This window comes from Providencia sp. PROV182, from assembly GCF_028480325.1.
GTDB lineage: Bacteria > Pseudomonadota > Gammaproteobacteria > Enterobacterales > Enterobacteriaceae > Providencia > Providencia hangzhouensis.
On sequence record NZ_JAMPOL010000025.1, the window covers coordinates 31585 to 53906 of the forward strand.

21 protein-coding genes are annotated in these 22322 nt (G+C 40.0%); 11 read left to right on the forward strand and 10 right to left on the reverse strand.

The features are described from left to right. Window positions 1-396 precede the first annotated feature (396 nt). Genes dsbA through PR834_RS17520 form a run of 3 tightly spaced genes read right to left on the reverse strand, consistent with a single transcriptional unit; the run spans window position 397 to window position 2322 of the window. A complete protein-coding gene (gene dsbA, locus PR834_RS17510) occupies window positions 397-1017 on the reverse strand; it encodes a thiol:disulfide interchange protein DsbA (RefSeq protein WP_004262579.1) in 621 nt (206 codons plus the stop codon). 33 nt (window positions 1018-1050) lie between these two features. Further along, a complete protein-coding gene (locus PR834_RS17515; RefSeq protein ID WP_112307786.1) occupies window positions 1051-2046 on the reverse strand; it encodes a serine/threonine protein kinase in 996 nt (331 codons plus the stop codon). Window positions 2047-2052: 6 nt separating this feature from the next. Then, entirely contained in the window at window positions 2053-2322 is a 270-nt protein-coding gene (locus PR834_RS17520; protein ID WP_004262581.1) for a YihD family protein, read from the reverse strand. A gap of 216 nt (window positions 2323-2538) precedes the next feature. On the opposite strand from PR834_RS17520, the gene mobA reads away from it, so the two are divergent. From mobA to PR834_RS17560, 8 genes are all read left to right on the forward strand, one after another. Then, window positions 2539-3132: a molybdenum cofactor guanylyltransferase MobA gene (gene mobA / locus PR834_RS17525; protein WP_272525025.1), complete on the forward strand. Its 594-nt coding sequence runs from the start codon at window positions 2539-2541 to the stop codon at window positions 3130-3132. After that, complete coding sequence (gene mobB, locus PR834_RS17530; protein WP_196724759.1) at window positions 3129-3665, forward strand: molybdopterin-guanine dinucleotide biosynthesis protein MobB; 537 nt, start codon at window positions 3129-3131, stop codon at window positions 3663-3665. Before mobA ends, mobB begins: the two co-directional genes overlap by 4 nt. Before the next feature lie 224 nt (window positions 3666-3889). Continuing rightward, complete coding sequence (gene licT, locus PR834_RS17535; protein ID WP_094960791.1) at window positions 3890-4732, forward strand: BglG family transcription antiterminator LicT; 843 nt, start codon at window positions 3890-3892, stop codon at window positions 4730-4732. A 190-nt stretch (window positions 4733-4922) separates the two neighbouring features. Continuing rightward, window positions 4923-6815 (forward strand): PTS beta-glucoside transporter subunit IIABC, encoded by a 1893-nt coding sequence (bglF, locus tag PR834_RS17540; RefSeq protein WP_272536829.1) that lies wholly within the window; start codon window positions 4923-4925, stop codon window positions 6813-6815. Between the two features lie 10 nt (window positions 6816-6825). Beyond that, window positions 6826-8220, forward strand: a complete 1395-nt coding sequence (locus PR834_RS17545; protein ID WP_112307788.1) for a glycoside hydrolase family 1 protein — start codon at window positions 6826-6828, stop codon at window positions 8218-8220. Window positions 8221-8357: 137 nt separating this feature from the next. Next, on the forward strand, window positions 8358-9662 hold the full coding sequence (locus PR834_RS17550; protein ID WP_112307789.1) for a carbohydrate porin: 1305 nt from the start codon (window positions 8358-8360) through the stop codon (window positions 9660-9662). A gap of 158 nt (window positions 9663-9820) precedes the next feature. Next, a complete protein-coding gene (locus tag PR834_RS17555) occupies window positions 9821-10519 on the forward strand; it encodes a helix-turn-helix transcriptional regulator (RefSeq protein WP_004262584.1) in 699 nt (232 codons plus the stop codon). A gap of 49 nt (window positions 10520-10568) precedes the next feature. After that, window positions 10569-11168, forward strand: coding sequence for a glutathione S-transferase family protein (locus tag PR834_RS17560; protein ID WP_004262587.1), 600 nt, complete (start codon window positions 10569-10571; stop codon window positions 11166-11168). Between the two features lie 56 nt (window positions 11169-11224). Here the strand turns inward: PR834_RS17560 and gorA are convergent, their stop codons facing one another. Both gorA and PR834_RS17570 read right to left on the reverse strand, forming a co-directional pair. After that, window positions 11225-12577 (reverse strand): glutathione-disulfide reductase, encoded by a 1353-nt coding sequence (gene gorA, locus PR834_RS17565; protein ID WP_036958623.1) that lies wholly within the window; start codon window positions 12575-12577, stop codon window positions 11225-11227. Between the two features lie 138 nt (window positions 12578-12715). After that, window positions 12716-13558: a 23S rRNA (adenine(2030)-N(6))-methyltransferase RlmJ gene (locus tag PR834_RS17570; protein ID WP_004262593.1), complete on the reverse strand. Its 843-nt coding sequence runs from the start codon at window positions 13556-13558 to the stop codon at window positions 12716-12718. Between the two features lie 233 nt (window positions 13559-13791). Here PR834_RS17570 and PR834_RS17575 point away from each other — a divergent pair, with 233 nt between their 5' ends. Both PR834_RS17575 and yhjD read left to right on the forward strand, forming a co-directional pair. Further along, window positions 13792-14196 (forward strand): DUF1090 domain-containing protein, encoded by a 405-nt coding sequence (locus tag PR834_RS17575; RefSeq protein ID WP_036958592.1) that lies wholly within the window; start codon window positions 13792-13794, stop codon window positions 14194-14196. A 204-nt stretch (window positions 14197-14400) separates the two neighbouring features. Continuing rightward, window positions 14401-15393: an inner membrane protein YhjD gene (gene yhjD, locus PR834_RS17580; protein WP_004262608.1), complete on the forward strand. Its 993-nt coding sequence runs from the start codon at window positions 14401-14403 to the stop codon at window positions 15391-15393. A gap of 46 nt (window positions 15394-15439) precedes the next feature. Here the strand turns inward: yhjD and PR834_RS17585 are convergent, their stop codons facing one another. Continuing rightward, on the reverse strand, window positions 15440-16501 hold the full coding sequence (locus tag PR834_RS17585; RefSeq protein ID WP_144138765.1) for an NAD(P)H-dependent flavin oxidoreductase: 1062 nt from the start codon (window positions 16499-16501) through the stop codon (window positions 15440-15442). A gap of 209 nt (window positions 16502-16710) precedes the next feature. Here PR834_RS17585 and PR834_RS17590 point away from each other — a divergent pair, with 209 nt between their 5' ends. Beyond that, window positions 16711-17709, forward strand: a complete 999-nt coding sequence (locus PR834_RS17590; protein ID WP_272536830.1) for a serine hydrolase domain-containing protein — start codon at window positions 16711-16713, stop codon at window positions 17707-17709. A 66-nt stretch (window positions 17710-17775) separates the two neighbouring features. Here the strand turns inward: PR834_RS17590 and PR834_RS17595 are convergent, their stop codons facing one another. The 4 genes from PR834_RS17595 to dppD all read right to left on the reverse strand — a co-directional run bounded on the left by PR834_RS17595 (window position 17776) and on the right by dppD (window position 22315). Beyond that, window positions 17776-19272 (reverse strand): insulinase family protein, encoded by a 1497-nt coding sequence (locus PR834_RS17595; RefSeq protein ID WP_228677355.1) that lies wholly within the window; start codon window positions 19270-19272, stop codon window positions 17776-17778. A 169-nt stretch (window positions 19273-19441) separates the two neighbouring features. Continuing rightward, window positions 19442-20140 carry a HAMP domain-containing protein gene (locus tag PR834_RS17600; RefSeq protein ID WP_036958595.1) on the reverse strand — a complete coding sequence of 233 codons (699 nt, stop codon included), beginning with the start codon at window positions 20138-20140 and terminating at the stop codon, window positions 19442-19444. Window positions 20141-20333: 193 nt separating this feature from the next. Beyond that, the gene (gene dppF, locus PR834_RS17605; protein ID WP_004262626.1) at window positions 20334-21338 is read right to left on the reverse strand and encodes a dipeptide ABC transporter ATP-binding subunit DppF; all 1005 of its coding nucleotides are present in this window, start codon (window positions 21336-21338) and stop codon (window positions 20334-20336) included. Then, window positions 21335-22315 carry a dipeptide ABC transporter ATP-binding protein gene (gene dppD, locus PR834_RS17610; protein ID WP_094960799.1) on the reverse strand — a complete coding sequence of 327 codons (981 nt, stop codon included), beginning with the start codon at window positions 22313-22315 and terminating at the stop codon, window positions 21335-21337. Before dppD ends, dppF begins: the two co-directional genes overlap by 4 nt. Between the last annotated feature and the right edge of the window lie 7 nt (window positions 22316-22322).

The window sequence follows — 22322 nt, forward strand, 5'->3', positions numbered from 1 at the left end:
TCTGTCATCATCTTTTTAGTCAGGAACGAATACCAATAGGATGCCATAATGTGGCCTCAGATACATCCCAAGTTTTATATTCCGCTTAGTTAGATAATTAAAAACACACCAAATCATCCACTATTATAAGTACACCATTGATTACAGTTAATTAAAATTAATCACGCCGATTAACTAAGTATCTGACTAACATCCTGTGGATAAGCTTGTGTGTAAATTTGTGTTACTCAGTAAATTCAACAGGTAATATGAATATTAACAATATAAACAGAAAAGTAAAATCAATGGGTTAGCGCATAATTGAATGGGTTTAATACAGGTGAGAGAAAGTCTTTGAATTGTGGATATTAATAGAAAAAAAGAGACGATGGCGAGTATACCACCGTCTATTTACGATTATTTTTTATTTACTAAGAAGTTCACAACATTAGAGAACTCTTTGCCGTAGTCAGCTGCGTTATCAACTGAGATACCGTTATTACGAACTTGGTATTTACCATCAACAAATAATGCAGGAACACCGCGCAGTTTTAAGTCTTGCGCTGCATTTTGCTGTTTCGCAACGATAGATTTCACAACGAAGCTGTTTAAAGCTGCATCATACTCTTCACCAGAAATACCTGCTTTGATAAAGGCATTACGGATATCTGCTTTACTGTTGATAGTTTGCGTTTTTTGGATACCTTCAAACAGGATAGGTGTGACTTTGTCTTCTGCTTTCAAGACAATCGCAACGGCCCAAGCTTGAGTTAAATCGGCACCTAAAGGACCAAGAAAATCAACGTGATAACGCTCCATTTTCACGCCTTCTGGTAAGTTTTTCTCTACCGTTTGAGGCACTTTATACACGCTCTCAAATTGATAGCAGTGTGGGCAATAAAATGAGAAGAACTCCAAAACTTGAGGTAAATTTGGTACAGCTTTAACATCAGTATACTCTTTACCTTCCGTGTAGTTTGCCGCTGCAGCACTAAAAGACATGGCAATACCAAGCAAAGCCAACATAATTTTTTTCATAGACTACATTCTCCAAAAACAAAAACTTAAAAGTTAAAACTGAGGGGTTAACTGCAAAGGGGCGTCTTGCAACCGTTCAATCTGTTGATTAAATTCGAGCGATTGTTTTTGCCAAAAATCATCAGCTTGTAGCCATGAAAATGCTCGAGGAAACGCAGGGTCTTGCCAGCGGCGGATAATCCACCCGAGGTAATGTACCATACGCATTGCTCTAAGAGGTTCAATCAGCTTCAGCTGTTTTACATCAAAATCACAAAACTCATTATACGTTTCTAATAACGTATCCAATTGAATGACTTGTTCTTGGCGAGAGCCATTAAGTAGCATCCAGAGGTCTTGAATTGCAGGCCCATTTCGGGCGTCATCAAAATCCACCAGCCAAGCTTCATCGCGCCACAGAATATTGCCTGGGTGGCAATCACCTTGTAGGCGAATAGATGAAATAGAGTCAGGCCATTGTAATTTTACTTGTGCAATCAATGCATCTAAAGACTCTATAAATTGAGCTTTATAGCGTTCTGCAATCAAAGGGCTTGAAGCTATCACTTGGCGAGGTTGTGCCAAATATTCATCAAGACCCATTGTCGGACGAAATGCAAAATTTTTACGCTGGCCAATTTGGTGTATACGTCCTAGCAAATGGCCTACACTTTCTAATTGAAACAAGTTATCTGTTTCATATTGTCTGCCACCGATACTCGGAAAAATTGCAAATATAAACCCACCAAACTCCAATACCGTTTGCCCAGCAAACTCAAGAGGCGCTGCGACAGACAGCCCTTCATCTCGAAGCTCTAAAGTGAAATCGTGCTCTTCTTGAATTTGTGAACGGTTCCAACGCTCAGGACGATAAAATTTAACCACATAGCGTTGCCGATTTTCGTCTTGGAATTGATAAACCCGATTTTCGTAGCTATTTAATTCAAGCAGACCTGATTCGGGGTAAACCCCGACTTCCATTAAGGCGTCTAAAATTAAGTCAGGGGAGATTCCACTAAAATGGAAATTCGAATGTTCTATTTCGTCCATCGCGTTTTAGTCTTTAATAATGCCACGGGCACGCAAAATAGCGGTTTTAAAGTCATCTTCATAATCTTTTTTTAAACCCGGGATCGCTTCATTGCTATCCGAACCACGCATTTTTAAATGATAAATTAGCACATCATCTGTTAACTCAGATAAACTGCCTTTAAAACCTGCTTCATCAGCCAGTTTTTGCAATAATTCTACCAAGTTTAAATCTGAATTATCTTTCCAGACAGGATGCAGAAGCTCAATAACTTCATTTAAGCGATGGCATTTCATGTTTATTCCTTTATCACGAATATTCGATACAAGTTACCAATAATCATACAAGAGAAAAAGCGAACTGTTGTCAATCTACGTAAAGTTTAACTGCAATACGCACGAATATTCATTGATTTTATAGCAAAATAGAATAAATTTTAGTAATTACTATACTCGAAAGTGTTTTCTAGGAATGTTGAAACATTTTCTTGAAGATATTCAAGGATATTGAACATGTCATTTCGTCAGTTAATAACTGGTGTGATACTTGCTGGTGGCCGAGGCTCTCGAATGGGTGGTCAAGATAAGGGATTGGTACTTTTATCAGGAAAGCCGCTCTATCAACATATTTTAGCACGCTTACAACCCCAAGTTGGCGAAGTACTCATCAATGCAAACCGTAATCAACCGCGTTACAGTGAAAGCCAATTGACGGTTATCTCTGATTTAAATAACCATTTTTCTGGCCCATTAGCAGGAATGCAAGCGGCTTTACACCATGCCAAAACAGATTGGTTACTGTTTGTGCCTTGCGATGTTCCTGCTTTCCCTCTCAATTTAGCGGAAAAAATGTTCAATGAGAAAGAAAAACATTTAGCCTGCTACGCTTGTGATACAGAACGAGAGCACCCGACGTTTGCTTTATTGCATCGCTCACTAAAAGCTCAACTTGATGATTACCTTGCAAGAGGTGACCGTAAATTAATGTTCTTTATGCATGAAATTAATGCAAAAGGTGTTATTTTCTCACCCGAATCGGGTTCATTTGCGAATCTTAATACACTGGAAGATAGCCGTAACTGGGAGTTACAACAAAAAGAATTATGAAGCAAAATACTCTACCCCTACTTGGAATTACCGCTTATAGCGGCACAGGAAAAACGACTTTATTAAAAAAAGTTATCCCTCTGCTTAAGCTGCGTAACGTTCGTGTTGGTTTAATTAAGCACACTCACCATGACATGGAAGTGGATAAACCGGGCAAAGACAGTTTTGAATTACGTAAAGCAGGCGCAAACCAAACGCTTGTTGCCAGTGAAAAGCGCTGGGCGCTGATGACCGAAACCCCCGAAGCTAATGAAATGGATCTACACTATTTAGCCAGTCGTTTCGATCACACAACATTAGATCTGATTTTAGTTGAGGGCTTTAAGCACGAACCGATCGATAAAATCGCCTTGTTTCGCTCTGAAGTGGGCAAACCTCTCAACGGTTTGATAGATAACTATGTGGTGGCTGTTGCCAGTGATGAAATCATTGATACTCACGTGCCGCAGTTAGATATCAATAACCCAGAGCAAATCGCAGATTACATTGTGTCTTGGTGGCAAAAAAGTGTCTTGGTGGCAAAAAACAATTAAATAAGCACGATACCGTCATTAGCCATGCAAAAAAGAGATTGGCTGAATTGAGCGTGTGAGTTCACATTTTCATACTTTGCTGTTTGAATAACCCAAAAAGTTTAATTACAGTATTTGAAAATTAAGTTACTGGATTGTTACTGTGCTTATCACACAGGCAAAACCTGATTAGTCAATGAATTATCATTGTGCTATCAGGTTTTTTTCGTTTTAGGGGAAACAAAATGCAGATCGCAAAAATTTTAAACAACAATGTGGTCGTTGCCCTAAATGAACAACAGCAAGAAATTGTCGTTATGGGGCGTGGGCTCGCCTTTCAAATGAAAGTTAATGACTTTGTCGATTCTAAAAAAATAGAAAAAGTCTTTGAGTTACGTAGCCATGAATTAACAAGCCGATTAAGTGAACTGTTAAGCCAAATACCAATTTCTATTATGAAAGTCTGTGACAAAATAATTGAAAATGCGAAAAGTAAACTTGGCAACCTACATGAAAGCTTATATATCGTTTTAACTGATCACTGTAATTATGCAATTGAAAGACAGCAAAAAGGCCTAGCTATCACTAATACCATGTTATGGGAAATTCAACGACTTTACCCAAAAGAGTACCAGTTGGGGCTAGAGTCATTGGCATTGATTAAACAAGATTTAGAGATTGAGTTACCCATCGATGAAGCTGGCTTTATCGCGTTACATTTCGTCAATGCTCAGTTGACGGGTGAGATGCCAATTGTCATGGAAACGATGGCGATAATGAATGAAATCATGAACATCGTAAAATATCATCTACAAATTGAATATCATGAGGACACACTAAGTTATCAGCGGTTTGTAACTCATTTAAAGTTTTTTACCCATCGTATGATGAGTGATGAGCCAGTTCCTAATGACGATATTGCGATGCATCTTGTCATCAAAGAAAATTATTCAATTTCTTGGAAATGTGCTGAAAAGGTCAGTACTTATTTATCCAAGAAATACCAACGCGACTTAACAGATGAAGAACGCATGTATTTAACCATTCATATAGAGCGTATTAGGAAAGAAAAATCGTCACATAAGTGACGCAAAGTAAGCCGAAAAACTATTTATTGATACAAACTGATAAAAACCGATGGATTGCTACTGCCCGTTTGCAGGCAAAACCTGATTTTCACTACTAGCCTTATTCGTGCTGGTGGTGAGTCAGGTTTTTTTTTGCTTATTTATCAATAGTAACGTGGCTTCTATTGTTCAGGTAATAAAGGAAATCAATATGAAATATCAAGCTTTGGCGGAGCAAATTATCGAAAACGTTGGAGGAAAAGATAACGTTGTCGATTTAATACATTGCGCGACACGCCTACGCTTTAAACTGAAAGAAAGTAAAAAAGCCAATGCAGAGCAATTAAAACAAAGTCCAGAGGTTATTACCGTAGTTGAAAGCGGCGGTCAATTTCAAGTCGTCATCGGTAACCACGTTAACGAGGTTTTTAACGCAGTTAATCAGTTAATTGATACAACTTCAAACTCAATAAATCAGCCCAAAAAAGCGGGAAAAAAAGTGGTAAAACAAGATAAAGAAAGCCTACTAGGCTACTTTATTGATATTGTCTCCAGCATCTTTACGCCTATTTTAGGCATCATGGCTGCTTCAGGTATTTTAAAAGGGTTACTTTCATTAGCAGACGCATTAGGTTGGCTATCCACAAGCAGTGGCACTTATCAAATCTGGTTTGCAGCAAGTGACTCTTTATTCTATTTTTTCCCACTGGTACTCGGTTACACCGCAGGGAAAAAATTTGGTGGAAGCCCATTTGTTACCATGACGATTGGTGGTGCACTCATTCACCCAATGATGATTACCGCTTTTCAGCAAAGTCTCGTTGCGGGTTCTACACCTGAATATTTTTTGGGGATCCCAGTCACCTTTATTAACTATGCAGCATCTGTCATTCCGATTATTTTTGCCTCTTGGTTAAGCTGCCTGCTTGAAAAGCGACTAAACCAAATTTTACCTTCTGCAATGAAGAATTTTATTACACCTTTCTTGTGCTTACTCATTATTGTCCCTCTGACCATTCTTGTTATTGGGCCTTTAGCAACTTGGATAAGCATGTTAATTGCGGAGAGTTTCCAAGCTATTTACAACTTTGCCCCAGTTATCGCAGGTGCTTTCATGGGTGCTGTTTGGCAAATATGCGTTATTTTCGGTTTACATTGGGGAATTGTCCCTATTGGTATTAATAACTTAAGTGCCCTAGGCCATGATGCGCTTTTCCCCCTATTACTTCCCGCTGTAGCAGGGCAAATTGGCGCCACTTTAGGTGTTCTATTAGCAACAAAAAATGCAAAAATGAAAATTATGGCTGGCTCTTCTGTTACTGCTGGCTTATTTGGTATTACTGAGCCTGCTGTCTACGGTGTGACTCTTCCTTTGCGCCGACCTTTTATTTTTGGCTGTATTGGTGGTGGTGTTGGTGGCGCGATTGTTGGCTATAGCCAAACTCTGACATTCTCATTTGGGTTAATTAATATTTTCACTTTTGCACAAATCATCCCGGAACATGGTGTTGATAATACTGTTTGGGGAGCCATTATTGGTACAACGCTCTCTTTCTTATTTGCCACTATCGCAACCCGTTTCTTTGGTATTAAAAGGGAAGCGATATCCCCTGAAATATCGGTTAAAACTGAGATTACGTCGACCCCCAATGACGTTCTTGCACCATTGGGCGGTGCAGCTATCCCATTAAAAGATACTCCAGATGAAACTTTTGCAAGTGGTTTACTTGGACAAGGTGCTGCCATTATTCCAAATACTGGGAAAGTCTATGCGCCATTCGATGGTGAAGTGAGCTCATTATTTAAAACTGGCCATGCATTAGGGTTATTAAGCCAAAGCGGTATTGAACTACTCATCCATGTGGGGATCGATACCGTGAAATTAGATGGGCTTCATTTTTCACCTCAAATTAAACAAGGTGATGCATTCAAAACAGGTGATTTATTACTGACATTTGACCGAGAAAAAATTCTCGAGGCAGGATATGACTTAACAACCCCTGTTATTGTAAGCAACAGTGATGATTATGCGTCGATCGAATTCGTCGAGCTCAATAAATCAATTCAAAGCTGTCAGAAATTTATCACCGTTAACCACAAATAAGGAGCTAAGCATGATTAAATTTCCAAATTCATTTTTATGGGGTGGCGCAATCGCAGCCAATCAAGCTGAAGGTGCTTATTTAACTGCGGGTAAAGGGCTCAGCACATCCGATGTTCAACCTCATGGCATATTTGGTTCATTAATTGAAAGAACACAAAATGAGAGTTTTATTAAAGATATTGCCATCGATTTTTATCACCAATATAAAACCGATATCGCACTTTTCGCTGAAATGGGTTTCACCTGCTTACGAACCTCGATTGCATGGAGCCGTATATTTCCACTTGGTGACGAATTAACGGCCAATGAAGAAGGCCTCGCTTTTTATGATAATTTATTTGATGAAATGGCAAAGCATAACATTCAACCTGTCATTACATTATCCCATTATGAAATGCCCTATCACCTAGTGACACAATATGGCGGTTGGGGAAATCGTAAAACGATTGAGTTTTTCGAACGTTATGCACGTACCGTCTTTGAACGTTATAAAAATAAGGTCAAACTATGGCTGACGTTCAATGAGATTAATATGTCACTACATGCACCAATGACTGGTGTGGGCCTACCTGAAAATAGTTCTCCTTCTGAGGTTTACCAAGCGATTCACCACCAACTTGTCGCCAGCGCTAGAGTCACTAAAGCCTGCCATAGCATTATCCCTGATGCTAAAATCGGTAACATGTTATTAGGAGGTCTCGTTTATCCATTAACTTGTAAGCCTGATGATGTATGGGAAGCCATGATAGAAAATCGCAAATGGCTATTTTTTGGTGATGTACAATGCAGAGGCCAATACCCAGGTTATATGCTACGCTATTTTAGAGATAACCAAGTTAATATTACAATAACAGAAGAAGATAAACGTGACTTACAAAATACAGTGGACTTTATCTCATTCAGTTATTATATGACAGGTTGTATTACCGCAGATAAAGATGAATATGAGAAAAAACGCGGAAATATCCTTAGTATGGTCCCAAATCCTTATTTAGAAAGCTCAGAATGGGGATGGCAAATAGATCCAAAAGGAATTAGAACGCTATTAAATTTATTATGGGATCGATATCAAAAACCATTATTTATTGTTGAAAATGGACTAGGCGCTATTGATGAAATAACGCCTGAGGGAGAAATTATTGATGATTATCGTATTCAATATATCAACGACCATTTAGTTCAAATCCATGAGGCTATTCAAGATGGTGTTAATATTATGGGTTATACCAGCTGGGGGCCTATAGATATTGTCAGTGCATCCAATGCAGAGATGTCAAAACGTTATGGATTTATCTATGTTGACCGTGATAACCAAGGTAACGGCTCTCTCGAAAGAAAACGTAAAAAAAGCTTCTATTGGTACCAAAGTATTATCAAGAGCCAAGGAGAGTTATTAAATCAATAGAATAAATATCTAAATATAATAAAACTATCTCGGGATAATTATTTATCTCGAGATTCCTTATATTAAAAATAACACCGCATGAGCCCATTCTCTATTATTGGGTTAAAGCAAACCATTGCTAATAGGTTATCTCCGACATGAATAAAAAATTATTATTCTCTTTGTTGTTTTTAACATTGCCTGCTATTGCTAATGAACAACAATGGAATGGAACTGTTTTAGGCTTTGAGCCCGCTCCTAAAGGAATATTTGGTGATATGTTGGGCATACGTCCTATATTATCTGACCACGGCTTTTCATTTCACAGTAATTATTTGAGCCAAGTCGCCTATAATGCAGGGGGCGGTTATAATAATGACAAACATACTGCTTATATAGACCAATTTGCTTTCACATTCACACAAGATCTTGAACGTTGGACAGGAATTCCCGATGCTCGTATTGAAGGAAACATTGTCAATCGTAACCATGAAGACAACCTGACAGTCAAGCGCCTGCAAGACCCTCGAGTACCTAATAATGACCTTGCACAAGAAAGCTATGGAGGTGGCTCCGTAACGCGGTTAGGTTGGCTTACTTTTGCTCGCAGTTTTGATGACCGCCGACTAACTTGGCGTATTGGGATGATGAACAAAGTACAAGAATTCGACCAAATTATCCCTTGTGATTTCCAACTACTCAGCCAATGCGGCGGAAAATCAGCTAATGCCCTGATATGGAGCAACTGGAATATTCATTCTTGGGGAACGACTGTTAGCTATAAGATTACCCCTGAAATTACCATCAAAACAGGGATTATGGAGCAGAATCCTCAAGCGACGGATAGAAGCCATGCGTGGAGTTGGTCAACCAAAGGTAGTAAAGGTATTTTATTACCCTTAGAAGTTGAAAATCGCACTTTCGTCAATGGGTTGCCTGGCGCTTATAACTTAGGGTTATTATATACCAATGCCAAACAGCATGACCTGTATAAAGATAAAAGCTATAACAACACATGGTTTGTCTATGGTGGAATGAACCAACAATTAACTCGCCATCAAGATGATGAAAATCGAGGTTTAAGTTTGTCAGTCAGTGGCAGTTATCATGATGAACGCAGTAATTTCATGAATTATGTTGTTTCAAGCTCCCTTCGCTACCGCGGTGCATTTGATGCAAGGCCTGAAGATTGGATTGGTCTCGGTGTCTCATATATTGAGCTCAGCGACCACTTTGCGAAAAACCAAAAAATACAAAATGAGCAGCTAGGGATCACCGATTATAATGACCCGTTATATCACCCTATTACTTCAAACGCGTTAAATGCAGAACTATATTATCGCTTTAAACCTGTTCACTGGCTGGAACTCCAACCAAGTATGCAATATTGGCATCAACCAGGCGGCGTCCAGAAAACATCAGATGCATGGGTCCTAGGGTTAAAAACTATTTTAACGTTTTAAATGATATTACCGTGTATTTATCGGTATTGATAAAGGGAACTTTCCACTCCCTTTATCACCAATTTACATATAAATTAGCATTCAGCTCATTATTTTTTTACTATAGCTAAATTAGCTTTGCTGTTTTTCTCACTCAATAACATTAAGCAGACAACTTCATGACCCGCACCCAGCGTCTACTCACCCTATTGCAGATACTCAAAGAAAATCGCTATCCTATTACGGCTGAAGCACTTTCATCACAACTTCAAGTCAGCGTGCGTTCTATCTATCGAGATATTGAATCCCTGCGTGATCAAGGTGCTGAAATTATCGGGGAAGCAGGTATTGGTTACCAATTAAAAACGGGACTATTACTACCGCCTTTAGCTTTCGATGAAAATGAACTTGAAGCCTTAATATTAGGTTTACGTTGGGTAAAAAGTAACGCAGACACTGAACTAAAAAACTCAGCAATACGGGCGATAAGCAAAATTAATGCTGTAGTTGCAGGTCATTCACAGAAAATCCTAAATCAAAATACCTTATTTGCCCCCACCACACATTTCTATGAAATTAATGACGTCATTGTTAAAGACTTACGTTTAAGTTTACGAGAAGAATGCAAAGCCAAAATGACTTACCTTGATGGGCAAAATCAACCTAGTGAACGAATTATTTGGCCAATTGCCATTGGTTATATGAAAGATTCCCAAGTATTAGCCGCTTGGTGTGAATTACGTGAAAGTTACCGCCATTTTCGTTTAGACCGCATTCAGTCTTATCATGCACTTTCAGATAAACTACCTTACCCCAAAAATTACCTACTAGAGCGCTGGCAAAAAGAAGTATTGTGCGTCTCTCCTGACAATTTCTGACACTCCGCTCCCTTATAGTAAGCACTCAACTTCATATAAGGAAATCACCATGAGCGAACTGGTTCTTTTTACTAATTCAATGTCACGTGGCAACACGGTCGACCTACTATTAAAAATTTTAGATGTTCCTTACAAGCGTATTGAATTAGGTTATGGTGCAGATATGCATACGGCGGAATATCTTGCAATTAATCCGATGGCGAAAGTTCCCGCACTTGTTGATGGTGATGCCGTCGTCACTGAAACCGCTGCAATTTGCTTGTATTTAGCGGATAAATTTATTGAAAAAGGTTTAGCACCAGCTTTGAATGACCCTAAACGTGCAGATTACTACCGTTGGTTCTTATTTACTGCTGGCCCAATTGAATCTGCCTTCACTATCAATAATTTAGGCATTCAATTAGATGAAGAACAGCAAAAATCTTCTGGCTTTGGTTCTGTCGAACGCACAATGGCCTGTTTAGAAATCGGTTTAAACAATGCTAAACCGTTTATTTGTGGCGAGCAATTTACTGCTGTTGATGTGTATGTCGGTGCATTTGTGATGTTTTTAGTTAAATACCAAATCATGGAAACCACCCCTGCGATGCAAAAATACCTTGATAGCTTAGCGGCTATTCCTGCGATTGCAGAACTGTTGGCAAAATAATGCCAAAAAAAAGCTAAGCTCAAATGAACTTAGCTTTTAATTTAAATAACCAATACTTAACGCATGGTCACAAATTCTTCTGCCGCTGTTGGGTGAATGGCCACCGTATTATCAAAGTCTTTTTTGGTTGCACCCATTTTTAATGCAACCGCAAAGCCTTGTAAGATTTCATCCATACCAAAACCGATACCATGAATACCCACGATTTTTTCTTCTTCACCCACACAGACCAATTTCATACGGCAAGGCTGGCGATGCGAAGTGACGGCGGTATACATGGCTGTGAAAGATGACTTATAGCATTTAACTTTATCAGCACCATATTTTTCAATCGCTTCTGGTTCAGTTAAACCAACTGTACCAATTGGTGGGTGAGAGAACACCACAGTTGGGATATTACTGTAATCTAAGTGCTCATCCGGTTTATTATTAAATAAACGTTCAGATAAACGACGACCCGCAGCAACCGCAACAGGGGTTAACTCAACGGCGCCAGTATTATCACCAACCGCATAGACACCCGGTACATTGGTATTTTGGTATTTATCAACCTTGATATAACCTTTTTCATTCAGTGCGACGCCTGTGGCTTCAATATTCAGGTTATCTGTCATTGGTTCACGACCAATAGCCCAAATTAATGCATCGACGGTTTGTTCTTGGCCATTTTCCAATTTTAATGTCAGTGAACCATCTGCATTTTTCACGACTTCTTTTGGAATTGATTCCGTATGCAGTTTAGGGCCTTCCGTATTCATGACTTCCACTAATGTTTCGACAATCAGTGGGTCAAATGAACGTAACGGGGCATGTTTACGCACAAATAAATGCGCCTCTGCGCCTAAACCATTTAATACACCAGCAAGTTCAACGGCAATATAACCGGCACCCACAACCGCAACACGTTTTGGCAATGCTTCAAGTTCAAAGAAGCCATCAGAAGTCATGCCATATTCTGCACCTGGGATAGCAGGGATCACTGGACGCCCGCCAGTTGCAATCAAAATATGGTCTGCCGTGTAGGTTTCACCATTTACCTCAACAGTATGGGCATCAATAAAACGTGCAAAACCATTGATGACATCAACTTTATTATTCCCTAAGACACGGTCATAAGACTGGTGAATTCGGTCAATATAAGCAGTACGACTATCAATAAGTGTTTTCCAATCAAAACGATTAATTGTCGCATCAAAACCATAATCAGGACCATAATTGCGAATAGCTTCCGAGATTTGTGCCGCATGCCACATCACCTTTTTCGGTACGCAGCCCACGTTAACACAAGTCCCACCTAATGCTTTCGCCTCAATTAAGGCACATTTTTGCCCATACATTGCTGCACGGTTCATCGACGCAATACCACCGCTTCCGCCACCAATTGCGATATAGTCGTAATGTTTGCTCATAATTTGGTTATTCCCATTGATTGAATGATTTATGAATGCATTTTCTCGCATCATACTATTGATTGTCATGGCATAAATAGCGCTTTACGATAGATAACACCTGTTAATTTAATCGGTATTACCTATCAAAAATACAGTTTACTCTGGCACAATCCACTCAACTAACGTATGCCCAGTGCCTTCTGGGACGAGTGTTTTATGTAACCATGGCAGCACATTCTTCATTTGCTGCTCAAGTTTCCAAGGTGGGTTGATCACTATCATACCGGATGCCGTCATCCCACGTTGGTCGCTATCAGGACGTACCGCCAATTCAATTTGTAATATTTTACGAATGCCTGTTGCTTCTAATTGATTGACCATACGCTTAATTTGTTGACGTAATACAACAGGATACCAAATTGCATATGTTCCTGTTGCAAAGCGTTTATAGCCTTCCACCACCCCTTTCACGACCGCTTCATAATCCGTCTTCATCTCATAAGGAGGGTCCATCAGCGCAAAGCCACGTCGACTCTGTGGGGGTAGTTTCGATTTTAGCTGTTGATAGCCGTCTTCCTTGAAAACTTGCGCGCGGTTATCCCGTGAAAATTCTGTACGTAATAATGGATAATCGCTCGAATGTAGTTCAGTTAATACCAGCTTATCGTGTTCACGTAATAAATATTTTGCTAATAATGGTGAACCTGGGTAATAGCGTAAACGCCCATTATCATTCAATTGGCGCACAATATTCATATACGGCAATAATTCCTCAGGCAAATCAGGTTGCTCCCAAATACGCGCAATCCCTTCAAGATATTCACCTGTTTTTTCTGCATGTTCCCCCGTTAATTGATAACGGCCAGCACCTGAATGTGTATCTAAATACAGAAACGGTTTTTCTTTCTCTTTCAGAGATTCAATGATCAAGCTCTGTACTGTGTGTTTTAACACATCAGCATGGTTGCCTGCGTGAAAGCTGTGACGATAACTTAACATGTAACGTTTGTTTCCTGAGGAAATTCAATACTAGCCACTAAGATGACTATTATTAAATAGGTTCTTTAAAGATAGCCCTTTTGAACAAAAAATAGACCGGATTTATTCATCCGCGTCATTATAGCTAAAATTGACTACAAATGTCATAACCATAGCTGTGTTAAAATTCACATGACTGAAAAGAAATAAAACGCTATCCTAAACACAAATTTTAAAATAAACAGAGGTAAATGATGAATAAACTACTCCTTACAACTAGTATTTGTATTTCCTTTTTTGCTAGCGCATCAGTAATGGCAGCAAAAACACAAAATGGCTGCGAAATAAAGAAACAACGCATTCAAGAACAAATTGATTACGCAAAACAACATGGTAATCAGCATCGAGTTAAAGGCTTAGAAGAAGCATTAGATAATGTGAATCGTTATTGCACTCCAGAATCTTTATATCGTGATAGTCAAAAAGATGTAGCTGAGAAAACAGAAAAAGTGCAGGAACGCGAAGCTGAGCTGCAGGAAGAAAAATTAAAAGGCGATGACAGTAGTAAAATTAAAAAACGTGAAAGAAAACTCGCAGAAGCTCAAGCAGAATTAAAAGAAGCCCAAGCTGAACTGCAAGTTTATAAAGATGCGCTTTAATTTCTAACGCCCCTTTTCCTCTGATTAATTAACCAGTTGCTTTGACTTTAAACAAACGTTCCAATGACTATTTGTCTCTTAAAACAGTCATTGGGATGAAGTTATTGTCCAATTTAAGCTATAGTATTATGCATATCATTCATTTATAGGCATTAAATAGGTCGAAAAGTCAGACAACTTTTAGTTGCGGGAAAAGGGGATTAAATGTCGAATACGCAGGAAGAAGAACAGAAAGATACTAATAAACTGAAAGCGACACTGAATAAAAGTATTGATGGCAGTAAAAAAGCAGTGACCTTCTCAATGCGAGTTGTGAACTTTATTTGTGCAATTCCTTTTATTGCTCACATCATTCGTACCGTGCAACGTTTTAATGACCGAATGGGGAACCAGTTTGGGGCTGCAATTACCTATTTCTCCTTTCTCTCTTTAATTCCCGTTTTAATGTTTTCATTCGCCGCTGCCGGTTTTGTATTAGCCAGTAATCCTGAATTGCTTGAAAAATTAGTTCGTGGAATTTCTGCAAATATTACTGACCCTACGCTCGCAAATACATTAGAAAGAACAATAGACACCGCAATCCGCCAACGTACGACAGTTGGGCTGACAGGGTTGGCTTTAGCCGTGTACTCAGGGGTTAATTGGGTTAATAACTTACGTTTAGCTATTTTGGCACAATCACGTTCTGTATGGGAACGTAATGAAGATGAACATGAAAATATTATTTTCCGCTACATTCGCGACTTCTTTGCCTTAATTGGCCTACTTATTGCCTTAATTGTGACAATTACACTTACCTCAGTTGCTGGCTCTGCACAAGCAACGATTGTCAGTACGCTTGGGTTAGATGGTATAGAATGGCTTAAACCTGCTTGGACACTGATTGGTTTAACAATATCAATTACAGCTAATTTCCTACTGTTTTTATGGATTTTTTGGATCCTACCGCGTATGCAGCATCGCCGCAGGTCACTATTTAAAGGAACATTACTTGCTGCTATTGGGTTTGAAATCATTAAATCCATTATGACATGGATTTTACCTAACCTTGCTTCGTCACCTTCTGGAGCGGCTTTTGGTTCAGTGCTTGGCCTAATGGCATTCTTTTACTTCTTTGCGCGTTTAACCTTATTTTGTGCAGCTTGGATAGCGACTGATGAGCCAAAAGGTTCATTGGATAACGAAATAATTAAATAACAACTTACTGGGGCGGTAAGACAAACCGCCCTACCACTGTTTAAAACTAGCGTTTCATTTCTTCTGCCAACGTTCTAACCAATAAAGACGCAGACATCTCACGAGCTTTCGCCACATTCTGCCCCGCCCAATATGCCGCAAACTCATCACTACCTAACTTCATTGCTGCTGCATTGAGCTGCTTACCAATATCATAAACCAATGGATAATCAGGTAATTGACTTGTCTCATAGCCGTTACCTGCTCGAATAAATTGATTAATAATCCCTCTCGCTGGGCGCCCTGAAATTGCAGAAGTTAGTTGAGTGTGATCCGCTGTTTGCAATTTGATCTTAGCTCGATAGCCTGCGTTCGCGGCAGATTCAGGGCAAAGCAAAAATGCAGTGCCTAATTGAGCGGCAGCAGCACCGCACTCTAAAGCCCTATTGATATCTTGCCCATCCATTATGCCACCCGCTGCAATCACAGGTAAATCAATATACTGGGAGATTAATGTCACTAATTCATAAGTAGTGAGTTCTTCATCTAAAGCCTGCAAATCAAACATGCCTCGATGCCCTCCCGCTTCAATACCTTGTGCAACAACAGCATCAATTCCAGCCAATTCAATTTGTTGTGCTTCTTGTAAATTCGTTGCTGTCGCCATGGTATAAATACCATGTTGTTTCAATTGCTGTACCACCTCGATGGATGGAATATTAAAATGAAAACTCACTACCGCAGGTTTTGTTTCAAGTAACATAGATAACATTTCTGAGTTATCTAAAAAAGTGTGATAAATTTCATTGAGATAGGTAGGAGGAGTCTCATTAAATTGAGCGAAATAAGGCGCTAAATACTGGCTCCATGCCAGTTCATTATCAGGATGACGTTTCGCAGGTAAATGGCAGAATAAATTGACATTGAATGCTTTACTTGTCAGTGCTTGTGTTTGAGTAATCAATTGGCGAGCTTGTTCTACTGAATTTGCGCCTAGGCCTAGTGAGCCAAGCCCTCCAGCTTCTGAAACCGCAGCGGCTAGCGCCGGAGTAGAAACTCCCGCCATTGGGGCTTGTATAATGGGATAACGCAAACCTAACCGTTGTAGAAATATATTCGAGCTATTCATGTTATTTCCTTTACTTCAATGTCTGGGTACATTTTATGTTCTTATATTGAGGATAAACATAGCACCAAATTTATATAAAAAGAAAAAACACTGGCCATTGTGTCATCGCCATATTGTCACTTTAAGCGCATTTAAAGCGTACAGGGATCGTATAGATATGATTAAGATGCCATATATCCTCATCTTAATCATTCAATAATGAGATTATTATGACCACCTCTATTCAACAACTCGAAAATTTAACTTGTGGCATCGTCCTTTACTATCATAATCAAAACAAAAATAGCGTGGGTGCCTTCTGTGCTAGAGGAATGGATATTGAAGGTAGGCCTCTTACTGTTGATACACCACTACGAATTGCCAGTAATACAAAGACATTTACCGCAGCTGCAATTTTACGTCTTGCTGAAATGGAAAAACTCAGTATTGATGATGCAATATCTGAATATATTGACCCTCAATATAATACGCTACTCAGTACCCAATATAATACTCACGCTATCACTATCCGCCATTTACTGGAGCACAGTAGTGGCCTGCTAGACCATGCAGATGGAGACTATCTAAAAGCCGTTCTCAAACAACCTAACTATGTTTGGAGCCGAACAGAACAAATCGAAATGTACATGCGTAAACAATTTCCAACGTTTTCGCCTGCAAAATCCTTTATCTATTCAGATACGGGTTATATTTTGCTCGGTGATATTATTGAACGGATTACGGGGCAATCTCTTGGCCTAGCTGTTAGGGAGCTTTTGCATTTCGATTCTATTGGTCTCGAGAGCGCATATTGGGAGTCATTAGAACAACCGCCGCAAATCGCAGCACCACGGGCTCGTCAATATTTAGGTAAATTGGATGGAACACATATTCATGCTTCCATGGATACCTATGGCGGTGGGGGTTTAGTTATGTCCTCGAAACAAATGGCGATATTTCTAGAAGCGCTGTTTGAGGGAAATATTTTTTCATCACCGAACACGCTAAAGACGATGCTTAGTATGGGCTCTCACGAAGGTGCAGAACTTTACCGATTAGGCATTATGGTGAATGTGGTCAATGGTATCACCCTGTATTCCCATTTAGGCTTTTGGGGATCTGTAGCCTATTACGCACCAGAAGCAAAAATCAGTGCGGCAGGATTTGTTGATGACAGAGAGTCGCGAGAGACTCTAATTCGCGTTATTGAATCGCTATTAAGCCAATAACATTAATGAAAAGGTAGCCACTGAATCATTCAATGACTATCTTTTCATATATCTATCTTTTCATGCTTATTGTGAGGTGTGGTTTTCTTCTGCTGGTGCAGCAGGAGCCGCTTCTGTTGGTACTGGCGCAGCAATTTGGGGCCATAACACCTTGGTAAATTTCTGGCGAATTTGTTCTGCATCCATCATTTGTTTATCTTTTGGCTGCGCTAATACAAACGCTGCCTCTTGAGATAATAACCGACGGGCTTCCATATTCACCTGTTCAAGGCTTTGTGACGCCAAGAAAGATTGCCTTAACCGCTGGTATTGTTCAGGAGCAATGTCAACCACCCCATTTTGTTGAGAAATCAAACGTTGGCTAATCAAAACATCAGTACTCGTACGCGCATAGGCTGCAAATAGTTGCGATAACTGCACTTGTTTTTCTTTAAGCATATCGTCAAATAGCTCAGCAGCAATACCATTTTGGTTAATCGATGCAAGCTCACTCGCAACAATATCCGTTACCGCTGCCATTTTTTCAGGTGCTGCTGTCACCGTTAACGTACAACTGGCTTTCTGATATTGCACACGACAATCTAACCCCGGAACAACTTCTCCTTGATTAAATTTTTGATTGAACGCTTTTTGCAAAGAACGATAAACCGCTTCACGTGCTAAATCGCTCGACCAATAACGCAGTAAAACATTTGAGTCTTTAATGGGGAGCCAATCAATATCCCAAATTAATGAAAGCGTATCCTGTGCAGGCTGTTCCTGTAAAATATCAATAGATTGTGGTTTTACCGCCGATAGTACTGCAACAGAAACAGGTTCAGAGCGCCTACCTTCTAATGATGAGAAAGTTTGTGAAATTGAATCAGATAACATTCGAGAATCAACATGGCCCGCTACATACAATGTCATGACGTCCGGTGTGTACCATTTTTGATAAAAAGAATTCACACTATCAAGAGCTACAACATCATTCGGTTTTTGGCCTGGGTCATACCCCATCATCGTCGACCCCTTTAAACGCGCTCGCCAAACGGGATCATTGGCATTTAAAGGAAGTGTTGCAACTGGGACATTTTGTGCTGTCAAACCATTATGTAATGTCGTTTCTGTATACTCAGCTCCTGCAACAGAAGTTGCTAACCAGCTGAGTGCTTGCTTAATTAAGTCTGGGCGATTATTCGGTAAACTTAAGCTATAAATGGTGTAGTCATAAGAAACAACAGCGGGTGGAATTGGCATGTCAGGGTCTGTGGCCTGACGCCAGAAATCTTGTAATGTTGCTGTTGGAAATGCTTCAGTTTGATGAAGCAACGCCATTTTAGGAATGAGGTAACTGTACCCTTTCTCGCTCGCTTTTTCTGTTAATGAGCCTGTTTTAATTGCTAACCTAAGCTGGATACGATCATTAGGACGTTGCGGTGTTTGTAATAATTGCCAGCTAAAGCCATTTTCTAGCTTCCCTTGCTGCCATGCTGGATCAGGTTGTAAAGGCTCAGCTCCCGCTAAATACGCGACTGAGAATAATACAACACCAATGATATACCGAACTTTCAAGCCCTGCATGTAAACCCCTATGTGTTTTATATCTTTATATTTAACCGCAAATAGCAACAGATAAATTAACGAAAAACGTGAACTTATCGGGTTAAACGATATAGTTTGGCTTTATTCCATTTTTCATTGTTACCACTATAACGATATTAGACCATAAAGCTGAGTTCATGTTCATGACTTAATCTGATTTTTGCTGTTTTCTTTGACGGTTATACCCTTTTGCAAGTAAACCGAGCTCATCGTCACGATGATATTCAGACACAACAATTTGATTAACTTCAGAATTTGTCTGTAATTCAATTGCGATTTTACGTAGCGGCCTTATTATCATACGACTGACACACCACGTCATTCCAATAGCAATAATGAGTACCAACAATAAATAAGTTGTTGTCATCAAAGCAAGGGTATTTAGTGCAAATCGATAAACACGGTTAGGATCCACTTGTAATGTTAAATACCCTTGAGGCTTCGCTTGCAACACAACATTTCCATACGCATACAATGGTACAGTCATTTCGACAGGGATCCCCACAAAATGGGTAACCCAATTGGGTATCGGCTTCGGCGTTGCAAAGCTTAGGTTCATTACCGTTGTGCCATCAACAGTAATAATCGCGTTTCCCATAATGCCTGATGTCTTTAAGCTTATCAGCAGCCGTTTAACTTCATTAAGGTCGGAGCTTAGGAGGGAATCTGTTAATGGTTTTTGAATTTGCACTACAGCGTTACTGAGCTGGTCTAAATAATCTTGCTTACGTTGTTCAACTAAGTAACTGAATTGAATAGCTAAAAAAAGCGCAAGTGATAGTAGCGTAATCATAAAGAATACGACCATACTTTTTAATGTTAGTGAGCGTTGGACTCGGGTATTCATTTGGCCACAACCTTTCTAATCAAGCAGCTTTTTAAAGAAAACGGAAACATCAGTCAGTATACTTGATTTTATCCGTAAAAGAGTAGCTTAAAAAGAAAGATTGGGTATTTAGGACAAACAGCATGTTAAAGCGGCTTAAAGTGGCACTAGAATAAAAGACGGCAGAAAGTTAGCCTTTCCACCGTTTCACTCCTTAACTCACGACAACCGTTTGTTTTTCATCTTCATCAACTGCAAAACACGCAACTAACTGTTGGTTATATTCCTTCAATGTTGGTTGAAATTGAGTACACTGACCAAATGCTCTACGGCAACGCGCTGCAAATGCGCACCCCGGTGGTGGGTTTAAAGGACTTGGTAACTCTCCCGTTAACTTAATACGTTCGCGCCGAGCGTCTGGGTTCAACCTTGGTGTCGCTGATAATAACGCTTGAGTATAAGGGTGAAGAGGGTTATTAAAAATCTGCTCTTTTGTTCCTTTCTCCACACAGCGGCCTAAATACATCACCATGACTTCATCAGCAATATGCTCTACCACCGATAAATCATGTGAAATAAAGACATAAGACAAACCTAAATCTTGCTGTAAATCCATCATCAGATTTAATACTTGAGCACGAACAGAAACATCCAGTGCGGAAACGGGTTCATCTGCAACCACAATGTCAGGGTCAAGCATTAAACCACGTGCTATCGCGATACGCTGGCGTTGACCACCAGAAAACATGTGAGGATATCGGCTATAGTGCTCTGTTTTTAAACCCACTTTAGCCATCATCGATAATACTTTTTCCTTGCGCTGCTCTTTCGACAGTGAAGTATTAATCAATAACGGCTCTTCCAAAATTTGCCCCACCTTTTTACGTGGATTCAAAGAGCCATAAGGGTTTTGAAACACAATTTGGATTTTTTGGCGACGCAGTTTCTCTGCAGACTTATCTTTTACTAACAAGTTTTGGTCTTGGTAATACAACTCGCCCTCAGAAGGTTGCTCAATCATGGTTAATAAACGACCTAATGTCGATTTACCACACCCCGACTCCCCAACCACGGCCAGTGTTTTACCTCGTTCTAGCTCAAAAGAGACTCCATCCAATGCTTTTAAGGTTTTTTCAGCAGCAAAAACCCCTCTTTTGACGGAATAATATTTTTTCAAATCCACCGCTTTGAGCAATGGAGTGTGTTGTTTATCACTCATAATGTTGGCCTCCCCATATCATCCAGCGGCATATGGCATTTGACTTGGCGATCACCAACGGTTTGTAACATTGGCTCTTCTTGACGGCATTTCTCCGTTGCATACGGACAACGTGGGTTCAATAAACACCCTACAGGCCTATCGTATTTTCCGGGGACCACACCAGGAAGTGAGGCTAAACGGGATTTATTCGTCGCAAATTCCGGCAAGGCACGTAATAGCGCTTGTGTATAAGGATGGCGAGGATGTTTAAAAATATCACTTGCTTTGGCGGACTCCACCACCTGCCCCGCATACATCACAATAATATGATGCGCAGCTTCTGCCACTAAAGCGAGGTCATGCGTGATAAGCACTAATGCCATATTTTCTTGCTGCTGCAATTCCAACAATAATTCAATAATTTGGGCTTGAATAGTGACATCTAATGCCGTTGTCGGCTCATCCGCAATCAATAATTTAGGCCGGCATGCTATCGCCATAGCAATCATCACACGCTGGCTCATTCCTCCTGACAATTGGTGAGGATACACATCTAAACGTGATTGTGGGTCAGGGATACCCACCATGTCTAACAGGTCAATTGCCCGTTGCTTACGCGTACTTTTGCTGCCGCCTTGGTGGACTTTCAATGCTTCCATAATCTGATAACCCACCGTAAAACATGGGTTTAAACTAGTCATCGGGTCTTGGAAAATCATCGCCACATCGGCTCCAACGATTTGCCGGCGCTCTTTTTCAGGGATTGACAATAAATCTCGTCCATCAAATTGCAATGAATTCGCCATCACTTTTCCGGGGTAATCAATTAACCCCATAATAGCCAGTGAACTCACTGATTTACCTGAACCAGATTCCCCTACAATACCAACGACTTGGCCTTTATCAACGCTATAGCTGATGCGGTCAACGGCGCGAAACGGTGCCTTTTCGTCTCCGAAATGAACCGAAAGTTGTTCTACATTTAACAATGCCATTTGGTTA